This is a genomic window from Phocaeicola abscessus CCUG 55929, assembly GCF_000312445.1.
In the GTDB taxonomy this organism is placed as follows: Bacteria; Bacteroidota; Bacteroidia; order Bacteroidales; family Bacteroidaceae; genus Phocaeicola; species Phocaeicola abscessus.
The window spans coordinates 67,314-82,905 of sequence record NZ_HE997183.1 but is presented as its reverse complement, the minus strand read 5'-3'; the positions used below and the strand labels follow the sequence as shown (position 1 = coordinate 82,905).

Here is a 15,592-nt window from a genome sequence, read left to right as displayed (position 1 = left end):
ATGGATATACAACAACTGATAAGCATTGATAAAGACTTGTTGCTGCAATGGAGCGGGAGTGATTCCGTATTTTGGGATGGCTTTATGTGGGTAGCCACGAGCACGGTGATTTGGATCCCCGCCGGGTTGGTGCTGCTGTATATCATTATTAAAAACGATAGACCATCGAAAGCCTTATTTACCGTCTTGATGATGGCGGCAGTCGTCGTTATCGCCCACGTTGTAGCGAGCGAGGTCTGTAAACCGTATTTTGCCCGTTTTCGTCCCACGCACGATCCGTTCATCATGTATTTGGTAGATATCGTGAATGACTATCGAGGCGATATTTACGGCTTTATTTCCGGTCATGCGACAAATACCTTTTCGCTTTCAATGTTCTCCTCGCTTGTCATACGGCGAAAATCCTTCACCGTCTCGATGTTCGCATGGGCTGTTTTGCATACGTATACCCGCATTTATTTAGGGCTACACTATCCCGGAGATATTTTGTTCGGAGCCATCGTCGGTTTGATAGTGGGGATGGCGATGTATTTCTTATATAGATGGTTGTATAAACGCCTGTTCCCGGAAACACATTTCTCGCCGATCCGATATGTGTCGAAAAGATATGTGACAGAGGATCTTAAAGTATTTTATTTCACGCTGATATTCACCCTTATTGCCATTCTTCTCTTGGCTATCTGGTTCGGGTACAGGCTCTACTCTTAATTTCTCTTATAGAAAAGAAGATGAATAATTTGTTTTATTCCGATTGTTTGATTAAGTTTATAGCCTCATAAAATATGTACCATAAAAAGATAAGTCATGAGAACAATAACATTTAACGAGCTTAGACGAATAAAGGATGCTTTGCCAGATGGAAGTATGCATCGGATAGCCGACGAATTGGATATGTCGGTCGAGACTGTTCGGAATTTCTTTGGAGGAGGAAATTTTGTCAAAGGGAAAAGCGTGGGTATTCATATAGAACCCGGTCCCGACGGCGGGATCGTTCTTCTGGACGATACGACGGTATTGGACAAAGCTTTTAAAATATTAGAAGAAGTAAAACATACGAAATTCGGCTGAGACGCCGGCCATTTTCTTCGTATGAACATTCGAAACCATATATCGAAAACATTAATCTAAAATGATACGACTATGGAAGATAAATTAGTAACCCTTGCTATTTTAACTTACGCGAAAGCTCAGATTCTGAAAACCGTGCTCGAATCGGAAGGTATCGAAGCCTCCATTCACAACGTCAATCTGATACAGCCCGTCGTTTCCTCCGGCGTACGGGTGCGCATTAAAGAGAGTGACCTGACAAAGGCCTTGCAACTGATCGATAAAACTGGGTGGATGTCAGAAGATGTATGGAAAAAATCCTCCGAGAAAAAAAATCAAACCGCCCGAAAGGTGCTGATCCCCGTCGATTTTTCCGATTATTCCCTGAAAGCCTGCGAGTTCGGTTTTACCTATGCCCATGCCATTCGGGCCGAAGTCATGTTGTTGCATGTCTATTTCAGTCCGATCTTCATGCCCACCATCTCTTATAATGCCGACAATTTCGGATTCCTTACCGACAAGGACGAGCAGCTGAAATTCTTCCTCGGCAAAGAACAGAAAGAACTGAACAGATTGTCGGAAACGATCCGGGAGAAGGTCGAATCGGGAACTTATCCCGACGTGAAGTACTCCTGTGTCTTGAGAGACGGAATTCCCGAAGAGGAAATTCTGAAGTGTGCGAAAGAAATCCGGCCGCAACTGATCGTGATGGGAACCAGAGGAAAGAGCCAGAAGAACATTGAATTGATAGGAAGTGTAACGGCCGAAGTTATCGAACGCAGTAAAACTTCGGTCTATGCCATCCCTGAGAACAGCCATGTCAAAACGTTCAATGAAATAAAGAACATGGCTTTCATGACGGCATTCGACCAAAGAGATCTGATCGCATTCGACAGCTTGATCAATGCATTCAGAAACGAGCATGCCTCCGTTTCGTTCATCCATTTGAGTTCTGATAACGACGCATGGAACGAAATCAAACTGGCTGGCATCAAAGATTACTTTCAAAAGCAATATCCTACCATGAATCTGAAGTACAGCATGATTGCCGACGATGATATTCTGAGCAACCTCGATCGGTATGTCAAAGACGAGAAGATAGATGTGATTTGCATCACGAATTACCGAAGAAATATTTTTGCACGGCTCTTCAATCCAAGTATCGCGCGAAAGATGATCTTCCATGCCAATACACCAATCTTGGTGATTAAGTAAGGTTGGGCGTTGTCAGGCAAAAGACGGAGAATGAAACCACAACTACTGATAGGATCTTTGACGCCGAACAGCGGGAAGACTGTTTTTGCGGGAGGATTGATACGCTTGTTGATGAAGCAAGGCATGCATGTGCAATCGTTTAAAAGCGGTTCCGACTTTATCGATATGCAGTTGCTGGCCTGCGCTTCGGAGAAGCCCTCGTTTCACTTGGATCCATGGGTCGCCTCCCGTTCGCGTATCCAGCGCCTCTATAACAGGTACGGCGAGTCTGCCGACATTTGTCTGACGGAAGGAACGTCGGGACTGTTCGACGGTTACGATCGCATGACGGGGAGTAGTGCTTCGATCGCCGGCTTTCTGAAGATCCCCGTATTGCTGGTCGTGAATGCAAAGGCCGCTACTTATTCTGTCGCTGCAGCCATTTTCGGTTTCAAACAATTCTATGCAGCTGTCCGGATCGTAGGCGTCGTTTTCAACCAGGTTGCCTCTTGGGAACACTATTCCTTCTTACGCAGGGCGTGCAACGATGCGGGTGTGAATTGCCTTGGCTACCTTCCCGACGACGAGCAGCTGAAAATTCCTTCGAAACATCATTGCTTCACCTCGAAAGAAATGCGAAGCTTGAGTGATGTCTTCGACGTGGCGGCTTCTTATCTCGAAAAAGGAGTGGAGATAGATAAACTCTTGGAGGAAGCGCAGCGTAGTTTCCCCGTCGAGTATACATTGCCGTATAAGGAAGAAACTGATGTCGAAAGCTTCTTACGGAACAGGAAAACGTTGAGGATCGCCGTGGCCGATGATCCTGCCTTTAAACTGACCTATCACGAGAATATCCTGCACTGGATGAAATGGGGAAGCATCCTTCGCTTTAGCCCGATTTACGGAAGAAACCTGCCGGAAGCAGATATCGTTTATCTGCCGGGAGGTTATCCCGAACTGTTCGCCCGACAGATCTATCGCCGTCGGAAATTGTTGAACGACATCAAAGACTTCGCCGAAGCAGGCGGCAGAATTCTGGCCGAAGACGGAGGAATGGTCCTGTTGGCGCGCTCGCTCTCGACAAGGGAAGGCGGAACGGCATACGAGATGGCGAACGTTCTCCCGATCGATATTACTATGGATGGTGCGAAGATTCGATCGGGTTATCGTCAGGTTAGTTATAACCGACATTACCTTCGAGGCTATGAATTTCATTATACTGCATGCAACCATTATCCCCATTCACTATTGGCATGGAAGGTTGGAAATACGTACAGCATTGACATGAATGCGCCCTTGCTTCGGTATAAAAATGTGCTCGCTGGCTATACGCATCTTTATTTGTGCGAGACCGACTTGCTCACGCTGTGGGATTAACTTGTTAGCTTTTCATAAGCTTTTGTGTTGATAATTTATTTTTGGATTCGGAGTGTCCGGTCAGAGCGGTCAAGACATTATTTCCCCATAGCCAGACGGGCTGGAACAGATTGTTTGCCATACGCCCGTAGGAGCTTTGTGGAGTCAGTAAGGCCACCATGACCTATACCCGCTATAGGGGCGACGATGAATGGTCACAAATAGGAATAAGAGTAAGGCGTTTCCATTTGTTTTATCTTCCACATCTTCCTGCTCGATGTGGTTCATATCCAATGTAGGCATTATTTTAATATTCCGTGAAACCTGAGAATTGAAAAGTATATTTTCCCTGAAGCTCGTCGGCTCTTCATCGATACTTATCTGCGCTTTAACCGAAAAAGGAGATGCCCATAAGAAACCTTATTAATAAAACAGTACGTTTCATCATCATTTGTTTGTTTCCCCTGAATACTATATTTCCGAAGTCGAGTAGTTTCCATGTTCCGAGCAGTTCGGAAGGTATCTTATCATCTTTCCCATCCCAACGAACAGCAGGAACAGAGCGCTGATCCATAAAATAGTTTTCGTTTTTCATGTCTTCCTTTTTTAGTTTGTAACTTATTCGTTTTCCGAATCGATTATTGTGCTGCGCCTCCGAAGTGCGGTTTTCAGGAGCGCTACCGAAGAGTATGGCGGGGTGTCTTTTGTTGTTTTTATAGTGGTGTTTATTATGAATCCATTGCGAATGTAAATTTCTAATTTGATATATTCAAATCTATGGGATTGACTTTTTCACTTTTCACTATTTGTTCTTCATACTATTCATCATTTTTTTCGGGCAAAGAACGTAAATTTGCTTAATCGAAAACATTTCAACAAGCAACCAAATCAACGTTCGAAGGATTTTTCGTTTTTTACTTCTTGATCAATTTCTCAGTATATGTTTGTCTGTCTTTGATAGTGCGCGCGAAATAATCCCATCCCGTATGGAAAGTCGGATGCTGAAAACAGGAATTTAACAATTTTCTGTAAAAAATAGGAAAGTAAAACGGGAAATAAAAAACAGCAGCCAAAACTTTCGGAATAACCAAAAATCTTATAAATTTGCCCCCTAAAAATGGAGGCTTGCAGCGGGCCGCATCGCGGGCTTGGCAAAAGAGCGGAAAAAGGAAATAGAATGATGACTGAAAAATTTGCCGAACACTCCCAGTTAGACCTTTCTCAAGTGAATAAAGATATCTTGAAAAAATGGGATGAGAACGACGTATTCGCGAAAAGTATGACGGAACGGGAAGGATATCCTTCTTTTGTGTTTTACGAGGGGCCTCCGTCCGCCAACGGAATGCCCGGTATTCATCATGTCATGGCGCGGGCGATTAAAGACACTATTTGTCGTTATAAAACCATGAAAGGCTTTCTGGTTAAACGCAAGGCGGGATGGGATACACACGGATTGCCGGTCGAACTGAGCGTGGAAAAAACGTTAGGCATTACTAAAGTAGATATTGGCAAGACCATTTCGGTGGCCGACTATAATGCGGCTTGCCGGAAAGATGTGATGAAATATACGAAAGAGTGGACGGATCTGACTCATAAAATGGGATATTGGGTGGATACGGAAAATCCTTATATTACGTACGATAATCGCTACATAGAAACGTTGTGGTGGTTATTGAAACAATTGTATGATAAAAATCTGTTGTATAAAGGCTATACCATCCAGCCCTATTCGCCGGCTGCCGGAACAGGATTGAGTTCGCATGAGTTGAATTTGCCGGGGTGCTACCGGGATGTGAAAGATACGACGGTGATTGCTCAGTTTAAAATGCTCGACCCCAAACCCGAAATGAACGAGTGGGGGACTCCTTATTTTATCGCTTGGACCACGACGCCGTGGACGCTCCCCTCGAATACTGCGCTCTGCGTGGGTCCGAAGATCGATTACGTAGCCGTTCAAACCTACAATGGGTATAGCGGTGAGAAAATGACGGTAGTGTTAGCCCAGGCTCTACTCTATACTCATTTCGATCGAAAAGCGGAGAATTTGCCTTTGGAAAATTATCGAAAAGGAGATAAATTGATTCCGTTTAAGATCGTGGGACAATATAAGGGAACAGATCTGGTCGGCATGAGATACGAACAACTCTTTCCGTGGGTAAAACCCGTCGAAGTCGATGAAAAAGGAAACTGGACGATCGCTTGCGAACAGGCTTTCCGGGTTATTCCCGGCGATTATGTCACTACGGAAGACGGTACGGGCATCGTTCATATCGCGCCTACTTTTGGCGCCGACGACGCCCAAGTAGCCCATGCAGCGGGTATTCCTCCGTTGTTTATTATCAATAAGAAAGGCAAACCCTGTCCGATGGTCGATTTGACAGGGAAATTTTATGTGTTGCACGAGATGGACGACACCTTCAGAGATGCCTGTGTCAGCGATTTGTATAAAGAATACGAAGGGCGTTGGGTAAAGAATGCTTATGATCCGTTTTTCACCGTCGATGGCAAATGGGATCAGAAAGCCTCTGACGCTGCGGAATCGCTCGATATCTATGTCAGCATGAGAATGAAGCAGGATAATCAGGCATTCAAAATAGAAAAGCATGTGCACAATTATCCCCATTGTTGGAGGACGGACAAACCGGTTCTCTACTATCCTTTAGATAGCTGGTTCATCCGCTCGACGGCAGCTAAACAACGCATGATCGAATTGAACAGAACCATCAATTGGAAACCCGAATATACGGGTACCGGCCGATTCGGAAAATGGCTCGAGAATTTGAATGATTGGAATTTGAGCCGTTCCCGCTATTGGGGTACTCCCTTACCTATCTGGCGCGACGAAGACGGTAAGGAAATCTGCGTGGGATCTGTAGCGGAATTGTATAACGAAATAGAAAAATCTGTCGAAGCCGGATTCATGAAATCCAATCCGTATAAGGAAGCCGGTTTTGTCCCCGGCGTATATGACCGGAAGAATTACGAAAAGATAGATTTGCATCGTCCGTATGTGGATGAAATCGTGCTCGTTTCGGAAAGCGGCAAACCGATGAAACGGGAAGAAGATTTGATCGACGTTTGGTTTGACTCCGGTTCCATGCCCTATGCTCAGTTGCATTATCCTTTCGAAAACAAGGAAATTGTGGATAACCGTTCTTACTTTCCTGCCGATTTTATCGCCGAAGGCGTAGACCAGACCCGCGGTTGGTTTTTCACGCTGCATGCTATCGCTACGATGGTATTCGACAGCGTAGCCTTCAAGAACGTCATTTCTAATGGTTTGGTATTGGATAAGGAGGGTAATAAGATGTCGAAGCATTTGGGGAACGCCGTAGAACCTTTCGGCGAAATCGAGAAGTTCGGATCGGATCCCGTCCGTTGGTACATGATTACCAATTCGGCTCCGTGGGATAATTTGAAGTTTGATGAAGCAGGCGTGGATGAGGTGAAGCGTAAATTTTTCGGTACCTTGTTTAATACCTATTCGTTTTTTGCTTTGTATGCCAACGTGGACGGCTTTACTTATTCCGAACCGGAGGTACCCGTAGATAAACGCCCGGAGATCGATCGCTGGATCATTTCCGAAATGAATACGCTGATCAGGAACGTCGATGTCGCTTTAGCCGATTACGAGCCGACGAAAGCGGGACGCTTGATCAATGAATTCGTAACCGACAATTTGAGTAATTGGTATGTTCGGTTGAATCGTAAACGTTTCTGGGGGAACGCCATGTCGGAAGATAAGGTAGCCGCCTACCAAACGTTATATACCTGTCTGGAAACTGTCGCCAAATTGATGGCTCCGATCGCTCCGTTTTATGCGGATATGCTTTATAAGGATCTGACTGAGGTCACCGGACGAGGAAACAATGCCGTATCGGTTCACCTGACGGACTTTCCCGTTGCCGATACTTCACTGATCGATTCAGAACTGGAAGCGCGCATGGAAATGGCACAGCAGGTAACCTCCATGACCTTGGCGCTGCGCAGAAAAGTGAATATCAAAGTGCGCCAACCGCTACAAAGCATTATCATTCCTCTGATCGACGAGGATCAACGTCGCCATATAGATGCCGTCAAAGAATTGATCATGAATGAAGTTAACGTGAAAGATATCCAGTTGCTTGATCAAACGACCGGCATCCTTGTAAAAAAGGTGAAATGCAATTTTAAGAAATTAGGACCGAAGTTCGGCAAACAGATGAAAGCTATCGCCGATGCGGTAGCTAACATGTCTCAAGATGCAATCGCCGATTTCGAAAAAAACGGTCGATATACTTTCATGCTATCCGATGCTCCTGTAACTATCGTGTTGGATGATGTGGAAATCTTTAACCAGGATATTCAAGGCTGGGAAGTAGCGAACGAAGGTAAGCTGACTGTCGCTCTGGAAGTGACTATCACAGATGAACTTCGCAAGGAAGGTATGGCGAGGGAGTTGGTCAACCGTATTCAGAATATCCGTAAGAGCAGCGGATTTGAAATTACGGATAGAATAAATGTTGAATTATCAAAAAATCCGATAAGCGACGGTGCAGTACAAGAATATAATACCTATATTTGCAACCAAGTATTAGCCAATTCTTTGAAAATGCTGGATAACGTGGAAGATGCTACGGAATTGGAATTTGATGATTTTAAGCTTTATGTGAATGTGAAAAGAGAAAATAACTCTAAAATCTAATTGTTATGGCAGAAAAGACTAGATATTCGGATGCAGAGCTGGAAGAGTTCCGTACTATTATTCGAGAGAAGTTGGAACTTGCTCAACGCGATTATAACAAATTGAAGAGTAGCATTATGAATCAAGACGGTAATGATGTGGACGATACCTCGCCTACCTATAAAGTCATGGAGGAAGGAGCCAATACGCTCTCGAAAGAAGAAACAACTCGCCTCGCAGCCCGTCAGCTGAAGTTCATTCAGAGTTTGCAGGCTGCATTGGTTCGTATCGAAAATAAAACGTACGGAATTTGCCGGATGACCGGAAAATTGATCCCCAAAGAACGCCTTCGTGCCGTTCCTCATGCTACGCTGAGCATAGAAGCTAAGGAGAAAGGGAATAAATAAGAAAGGAGGAAGTGGTGTCAATCACATACACGCCGGTACAGCCTCCGGTTCATAGTCGTTGCTTATGGTGAAACACTTTTTGTCGAAAGGACGATTGGCTGTAATTATTATCATTGCAGTGTTGGTGATCGACCAGATGGTGAAAATCTGTGTCAAGACCACGATGTATTATCACGAAAGTTATCATATCACCGATTGGTTCCAGATTTATTTCACAGAAAATAGAGGGATGGCTTTTGGTATGGAAATAATCGGAAAATTATTCCTTACGAGTTTTCGCATCATTGCCGTCATATTGATTTCGTGGTATTTGATCAATAGTGTAAAAAGAAGATTGAAAACGGGATATATCGTATGTGTGTCACTGATATTGGCCGGAGCCATAGGCAATATTATCGACAGTGTGTTTTACGGCGTTATATTCGAAGAAAGTACGAATTCGCATATTGCTTCTCTCGTTCCTGTAGGACAGGGCTACGGTTCATGGTTTCAGGGAAAGGTAGTGGATATGTTTTATTTCCCCATCATTGATACCTCTTGGCCTGATTGGCTGCCTATCTGGGGCGGAGAACATTTTATTTTCTTCAGTCCTATATTTAATGTCGCCGATTCTTCGATTACTTGTGGGATTTTTGCTTTATTGATTTTTTATCATAAGTATTGGAGCACGGTTTTTAAAGACGGTAAAAAATAATTGAACGCCTATATGCGGAAGGGAATCACTTCGATGATGATAGGGGTGTTGCTGTCAGTTGGCGGTTGCGGCAAACCAATCCCCGACGATGTCATTCCACCCGTAAAAATGGAGAACGTATTGTATGATTATCAACGCATGAACAACATGGGCGACCGAATACCTTACGCCGAAAACTATAAAAAAGATTTGCTGCGCCAATCCGTATTCGAAAAACATAAAATAACGGAAGCCCGATTCGATTCCTCCTTAGTCTGGTATACGCGTCATGCTACGGATTTGGCTGAAATCTATGCGAAGTTGGAAAAACGGTTTAAGCGAGAACGCGATGATATTCAGAGACGATTGAACGTGCATTCTTCGGAAACAGAAGTGTCTCTTCCCGGAGATAGCGTGGATCTTTGGAGAGGTTATCGACTTTATTTACTGACCGATGATCCGATCAATAATCGTATCGATTTCACTCTCGCAGGCGATTCGAATTTCCATGCGAGAGATGAGTTCTGTTGGGAAATGGATTTTAGTTTCATTCCTGAGTGGAGTACGAAAGCCATCATGGGAATGAATGTCGTTTATTCGAACGATTCCGTTATCGGGAAAACGATGGATATTTATGATTCCGGGAAACATCTTTTATGCTTGAGTTGCGATTCCGCCTACACCGTCAAATCTGTCAATGGCTTCGTATATCTCTATCCGAACGAGAGAAATAAGAAAAAAGGAATGATTGTCCGCGGTATTCACTTGAATCGTTATCATACGGAAGCGGATTCTATTTAGATGTAAGTTCCTCTTGAGTGTTTTCGGATTCGTCTGCCGGGAAGAACGAATCAAATGAGGTGCATGCCCAATTCTTCACATTGTGCTTTCATCTCTTCGGGCCAGATGCTGGCTTGTATTTCGCCGATATGGCCTTTTTGCAAAAACAACATGCAAAGTCTCGATTGACCGATGCCTCCTCCGATGCTCAAGGGCAATTCGTTCGCCAATAATTTTTTATGAAAGTACAGCTCCTTCCGTTCTTCCGAACCGCTCAGTTCCAATTGCCTGAGTAGTGCTTCCTTGTCGACGCGGATACCCATTGAAGAGACCTCCATGGCTCTGTCGAGTATTTTGTCCCAGACCAATAGATCGCCGTTTAAGCCGGGCAGGCCTGTTTGGGGGTCGATCGTCGTATAGTCGTCATAGTCCGGCGCGCGCAGGTCATGTGTTTTGCCGTCGCCCAATTGGCAGCCGATTCCGATGATGAATACGGAACCGTACTTTCGGGTGATTTCATTTTCCCGTTCTTTCGGCGTAAGATTCGGGTATTGCCGACGCAGTTCTTCGGCGTGGATGAAATGAATATCCTGGGCTAAGGAAGGCTTTATAGACGGGTAGGCTTCGCCGACCATGAATTCCGTCCGTAACATGGCTGCATAGATGCGTACGACGATTTGTTTCAGAAAGGCGATCGTTCGGTCTTTTTCGTCGATCACCCGTTCCCAATCCCATTGATCCACGTAGAGTGAGTGTAGGTTGCCGAGTTCCTCATCGGCGCGAATCGCATTCATATCCGTGTAAATACCGTATCCCGGTTCGATGTGATAATCGGCGAGCGTCAGCCTCTTCCACTTGGCCAGCGAGTGGACGACTTCGGCTTTTGCCTCGCCTAAGTCTTTGATTGGGAACGAAACCGGCCGTTCTCTTCCGCTTAAATCGTCGTTGATCCCCCTTCCTTTTAAAACGAAAAGCGGGGCGGTCACTCTTCGCAGGCGCAGTTCGGACGATAAGTTTACCTGAAAAAAATCTTTTATTTGTTTGATACCCCGTTCGGTTTGCTTCATATCGAGCAATCGTTTGTACGTTTTGGGCTTGATAAGATAACTCATTCCTTCGTAGACTTACTTTGTTTTCAGTTTGCAAATATACGAATTATTTATAATAATGTATGCCAAATGAGTGAGAAATAAAACATTTTGCAAGTTGTTTTCCGAAAAACTTATCAAAATATCATGTGGTTTCGAAAAATCGAGGAAATATTAGGTAGTAGGAAATATATTTCGTACTTTTGCCCGGAAAATCAGGCACCCGTAGTTCAATGGATAGAATATCGGATTCCGGTTCCGACGATAAGGGTTCGATTCCCTTCGGGTGTACAATCGAAATGCTAATTATCTAATAAATAATTAGCATTTTCTTATGGAATATGCTAAATTTACGCCATGCATCACATAAATTGATTGCCATGAAGATAAGAATGACAGTTGTTTTATTTCTGCTCGGTATTCCTCTATCGATGAAAGCACAGTCGGACACCGTTGCTGTGCAGGAGACCGAGATACCCGTCTTGATCGAGAGGCAGGATAACGAATTGTTCCGAATCCGTTTGAACGCCGTACACGGCAGCGTATTGAACGAGCTCTCGATAGAGTTCGGAAGGGATGTCGATCTATCCCAGATCGAGGCGGTGAAACTGTATTACGGCGGGACGGAGGGCGCGGAACGGAACGGCTCATTCCTGTTTGCACCGACGGCTTACGTCCCTGCGTTTGCGGAAGGAAAGACGTTGACAGCCCATCCTGCTTATTCGGTATTGACAGAATTGATCCGGCATCCCTCCCGCAAGGTGACGCTGCATGCCGATCAAGCCTTGTATCCCGGAGTGAATTACTTCTGGGTGAGTTTACAGATGAAGCCGTCGGCATCGATCTTATCGAAAGTTTCGGCTTCCGTGAAAGAAGTGAAGATCGATCATGAAGTTGCTCCCTTGCGAATATGCCATGAGGTCGATTTCCATTATTTGGGAGTCGGCGTTCGGCATGCCGGCGACGAGGGCGTCGCCGCTTTCCGTATTCCGGGCATCGTTACGAGCAATAGAGGTACGCTGTTGGGAGTCTATGATGTTCGGCACGACAGCAGCGCGGATTTGCAGGAATATATAGAAATAGGGCTCAGCCGGAGCGTGGACGGCGGTCGGACTTGGGAAAAAATGCGCATCCCGATGAGCTTCGGCGAGTACGGAGGATTGCCGAAAGCGCAGAACGGGGTGGGAGATCCCGCTATTTTGGTCGATCAGCGTACGGGAACGATCTGGATCGTCGCGGTATGGACCCACGGCATGGGGAATCGACGGGCCTGGTTCAATTCGCAACAGGGAATGGATGCGAGACGTACCGGCCAGTTGATGATGGTAAAGAGCGAAGACGACGGGCTGACATGGTCGGAACCGATCAACGTAACCGCGCAGGTAAAGGATCCGTCCTGGTATTTCTTGTTGCAGGGGCCGGGTAGAGGAATTACCATGGAGGACGGTACTCTGGTCTTCGCCGCCCAATTCATCGATTCGGAACGGGTGCCTCATGCGTGCATCATCTATAGTAAAGATCATGGGAAAAGTTGGCATATCAGCGCACCGGCCCGTACGAATACGACCGAGGCTCAAGTCGCTGAGATCGCTCCGGGGACATTGATGCTGAATATGCGCGATAATCGAGGAGGCAGTCGGGCTGTCGCCCTGACTGCAGATATGGGAAAGACATGGAAGGTGCATGCCTCTTCCAGAAAAGCACTGCCGGAACCGGTTTGCATGGCGAGCCTGCTACGTGTGAAAGCTGCCGATAATGTGTTGAATGAAGATATCTTGCTGTTCTCTAATCCGAATGATACGACGGTGAGAAAGAATATGACGATCAAGGCGAGTTTAGACGGCGGCGAGACTTGGCCGACGGAGAATCAGCTGCTGTTGGATGCCGAGCCGGGATGGGGATACAGCTGTTTGACCATGATCGATCGCGAGACAGTTGGCATTCTGTACGAAAGCAGCGTGGCGCATATCGTTTTTCAGGCTATCAAGTTAAAAGACATTATAAAGAAAAATTAGAAGATGAAATATTCGATATTGTCAGGGGGGCTTTTCGCCCTCTCTTTGCTGACGGCATTCGCACAAAAGGATCCGGTCGATTATGTGAATCCTTTTATCGGAACGACCAACTACGGAGCGACACATCCCGGAGCGGTCTGTCCTCAGGGGCTGATGTCTGTCGCCCCCTTCAATGTCATGGGAGATTCCTTGCAGAACAAATACGATAAGGATTCCCGTTGGTGGTCTACGCCTTACGAATATACTAATCGATTCCTGACGGGTTTCTCGCATGTGAATTTGAGCGGTGTCGGCTGTCCGGATTTGGGATCTTTGCTGCTGATGGCGACCACAGGTGGCTTGGATGTGGATTATCGTCATTACGGTAGTACCTACGGTGAGGAGCAATCGACGCCCGGGTACTATACCGCCACGCTGACGAAATATCGGGTCAAGTGCGAGCTTACGGCTACGCTTCGGACAAGCATGGTTCGCTTTATCTTTCCGAAAGGGAAGGGGCATATCCTGCTGAATCTGGGAGAGGGATTGACCAACGAGAGCGGAGCGAGTGTCCATTTCGTGAACGACAGGGAAATAGAGGGGACTAAACTGTTGGGAACGTTTTGTTACAATCCGGAGGCCGTATTTCCTGTTTATTTCGTCATGCGACTGACCAAAGTCCCCGCGGAAAGAGGATACTGGAAGAAGATGCGTCCGATGGGGGCGGAAGCTCAGTGGGACAATACGGCCGGGCGATATAAGTTGTACAGGAAATACACCAAAGAATTGAGCGGTGACGACATAGGCGCATTTTTTACTTTCGATATGCAGGAAGGAGAGACGATAGAGGTAAGTATGGGCGTTTCTTTTGTCAGTACCGATAATGCACGGCTGAACCTGGAAAAGGAACAGCCTTTCGGAACCACGTTTGATAAACTGCGTGCCGAGGCCAGAAAGCGTTGGAATGACGACCTCGCCCGGATACGGATCAAAGGAGGTACGGAAGAACAGAAACGAATCTTTTATACGGCCTTGTATCATACCTTGCTGCATCCCAACATCCTGCAGGATGTGAGCGGACAATACCCACAGATGGAAGGAGACAAGATATTGACGACCCATCGGAATCGGTACACCGTGTTTTCGCTGTGGGATACGTATCGGAACGTGCATCAACTGATGACCATTCTCTTTCCTGATCGGCAGTTGGATATGGTTCACACGATGGTAGACATGTATAAAGAGCAGGGATGGTTTCCCAAGTGGGAATTGTACGGAAGAGAGACCAATACGATGGAGGGTGACCCGGCCATCCCGGTCATCGTCGACACGTGGATGAAGGGCTTGAGGAGCTTCGACGTCGATCGGGCCTACAAAGGTATGTATAAGTCGGCTACGACACCGGGGAAGGATAACCTCTTACGTCCCGACATCGATGACTACATCTCGAAGGGCTATATTCCCCTGCGAAGCCGGTACGACAATTCGGTTTCCCGTGCGCTGGAATATTATGTGGCAGACAATGCCTTGGCCGACTTTGCCAAGAAACTGAAAAAGAAAGAAGACGAGAAGCTGTTCCGAAAGCGGTCGAGGGGATACAAGCATTATTATCGGAAGGATGTCGGCACTCTCTGCCCGATTACGGAAGACGGGAAGTTCTACGAACCCTTCGATCCGAAAGAAGGGGCGAATTTCGCCCCGAGTCCGGGTTTCCATGAGGGGAATGCGTGGAATTATACGTTCTATGTGCCGTTCGATATCAAAGGCCTGGCGCAATTGATGGGAACGAACCGTTTCATCGCCGAATTGCAGCAGGTATTCGACAAAGGTTATTACGATCCTGCCAACGAGCCGGACATCGCTTATCCTTATCTGTTCAGTCAGTTTGCCGGCGAAGGTTGGAGGACGCAGAAACTGATCAAGGAGCTCTTGCAGAAATATTTTACCGATCGTCCCGACGGCATACCGGGCAACGACGATACCGGAACCATGTCGGCTTGGGCCGTGTTCAGCATGATGGGCTTTTATCCGGATTGTCCCGGAGTAGCTAAGTATACGCTGACAACTCCGACGTTCGACGAGATTACCATCAAGCTCGATCCCAAGTATGCGAATAAGGAACAGTTGGTCATTCGCAAGGACGGCGACGGCGACTACATCAAGGAAATCCGTCTGGGAAAGCGCAAGACAACCGATTTGCGTATTGATCACGACGAGTTGATCAATGCGGGAGAAATCGTATTCGTTACCACCTCAACGTTAAAGAAATGAGTGGCGCCAGGCAGGTTACTCAAATTGTCAACGGTACCGTTCTCACGCCGCAGGGATGGATAAAGAACGGCTTGGTGACGATATGCGGGCGACGACCTGAGCTCTCTTCAAAAAGATAC

General features: G+C 46.3%; 13 protein-coding genes and 1 tRNA gene. 11 read left to right on the top strand and 3 right to left on the bottom strand.

The features are described from left to right. The 4 genes from BN102_RS04355 to BN102_RS04340 all read left to right on the top strand — a co-directional run bounded on the left by BN102_RS04355 (position 1) and on the right by BN102_RS04340 (position 3,618). Positions 1-708, top strand: a complete 708-nt coding sequence (locus tag BN102_RS04355; RefSeq protein WP_019207870.1) for a phosphatase PAP2 family protein — start codon at positions 1-3, stop codon at positions 706-708. Between the two features lie 96 nt (positions 709-804). Next, entirely contained in the window at positions 805-1,068 is a 264-nt protein-coding gene (locus tag BN102_RS04350; protein WP_021311630.1) for a hypothetical protein, read from the top strand. 72 nt (positions 1,069-1,140) lie between these two features. Next, entirely contained in the window at positions 1,141-2,262 is a 1,122-nt protein-coding gene (locus BN102_RS04345; protein WP_019207868.1) for a universal stress protein, read from the top strand. A 30-nt stretch (positions 2,263-2,292) separates the two neighbouring features. Further along, positions 2,293-3,618, top strand: a complete 1,326-nt coding sequence (locus BN102_RS04340) for a cobyrinic acid a,c-diamide synthase CobB (protein WP_021311653.1) — start codon at positions 2,293-2,295, stop codon at positions 3,616-3,618. Between the two features lie 144 nt (positions 3,619-3,762). Here BN102_RS04340 and BN102_RS11275 read toward each other — a convergent pair whose 3' ends face one another. Together BN102_RS11275 and BN102_RS04335 are read right to left on the bottom strand one after the other, a co-directional pair. Further along, positions 3,763-3,900, bottom strand: a complete 138-nt coding sequence (locus BN102_RS11275; protein ID WP_156810935.1) for a hypothetical protein — start codon at positions 3,898-3,900, stop codon at positions 3,763-3,765. Between the two features lie 85 nt (positions 3,901-3,985). Continuing rightward, positions 3,986-4,192 carry a hypothetical protein gene (locus BN102_RS04335; protein ID WP_019207866.1) on the bottom strand — a complete coding sequence of 69 codons (207 nt, stop codon included), beginning with the start codon at positions 4,190-4,192 and terminating at the stop codon, positions 3,986-3,988. Between the two features lie 585 nt (positions 4,193-4,777). Here BN102_RS04335 and ileS point away from each other — a divergent pair. The 4 genes from ileS (at position 4,778) to BN102_RS04315 (ending at position 10,141) form a co-directional block, all read left to right on the top strand. Beyond that, positions 4,778-8,281, top strand: a complete 3,504-nt coding sequence (gene ileS, locus BN102_RS04330) for an isoleucine--tRNA ligase (protein WP_036787421.1) — start codon at positions 4,778-4,780, stop codon at positions 8,279-8,281. A gap of 5 nt (positions 8,282-8,286) precedes the next feature. Continuing rightward, positions 8,287-8,667, top strand: a complete 381-nt coding sequence (locus BN102_RS04325; RefSeq protein ID WP_019207863.1) for a TraR/DksA family transcriptional regulator — start codon at positions 8,287-8,289, stop codon at positions 8,665-8,667. Between the two features lie 67 nt (positions 8,668-8,734). Beyond that, positions 8,735-9,361 (top strand): lipoprotein signal peptidase, encoded by a 627-nt coding sequence (locus tag BN102_RS04320; protein WP_036787418.1) that lies wholly within the window; start codon positions 8,735-8,737, stop codon positions 9,359-9,361. Between the two features lie 12 nt (positions 9,362-9,373). Beyond that, on the top strand, positions 9,374-10,141 hold the full coding sequence (locus BN102_RS04315; RefSeq protein ID WP_156810934.1) for a DUF4296 domain-containing protein: 768 nt from the start codon (positions 9,374-9,376) through the stop codon (positions 10,139-10,141). 50 nt (positions 10,142-10,191) lie between these two features. Here the strand turns inward: BN102_RS04315 and asnA are convergent, their stop codons facing one another. Beyond that, a complete protein-coding gene (gene asnA, locus BN102_RS04310) occupies positions 10,192-11,232 on the bottom strand; it encodes an aspartate--ammonia ligase (protein ID WP_019207860.1) in 1,041 nt (346 codons plus the stop codon). A gap of 195 nt (positions 11,233-11,427) precedes the next feature. Between asnA and BN102_RS04305 the strand changes: the two genes are divergently transcribed. The 3 genes from BN102_RS04305 (at position 11,428) to BN102_RS04295 (ending at position 15,473) form a co-directional block, all read left to right on the top strand. After that, a tRNA-Arg gene (locus tag BN102_RS04305) sits at positions 11,428-11,499 on the top strand. A gap of 89 nt (positions 11,500-11,588) precedes the next feature. After that, positions 11,589-13,223 carry a sialidase family protein gene (locus BN102_RS04300; RefSeq protein ID WP_083867196.1) on the top strand — a complete coding sequence of 545 codons (1,635 nt, stop codon included), beginning with the start codon at positions 11,589-11,591 and terminating at the stop codon, positions 13,221-13,223. A 3-nt stretch (positions 13,224-13,226) separates the two neighbouring features. Then, a complete protein-coding gene (locus tag BN102_RS04295) occupies positions 13,227-15,473 on the top strand; it encodes a GH92 family glycosyl hydrolase (RefSeq protein WP_019207858.1) in 2,247 nt (748 codons plus the stop codon). The last annotated feature ends 119 nt before the right edge of the window (positions 15,474-15,592 follow it).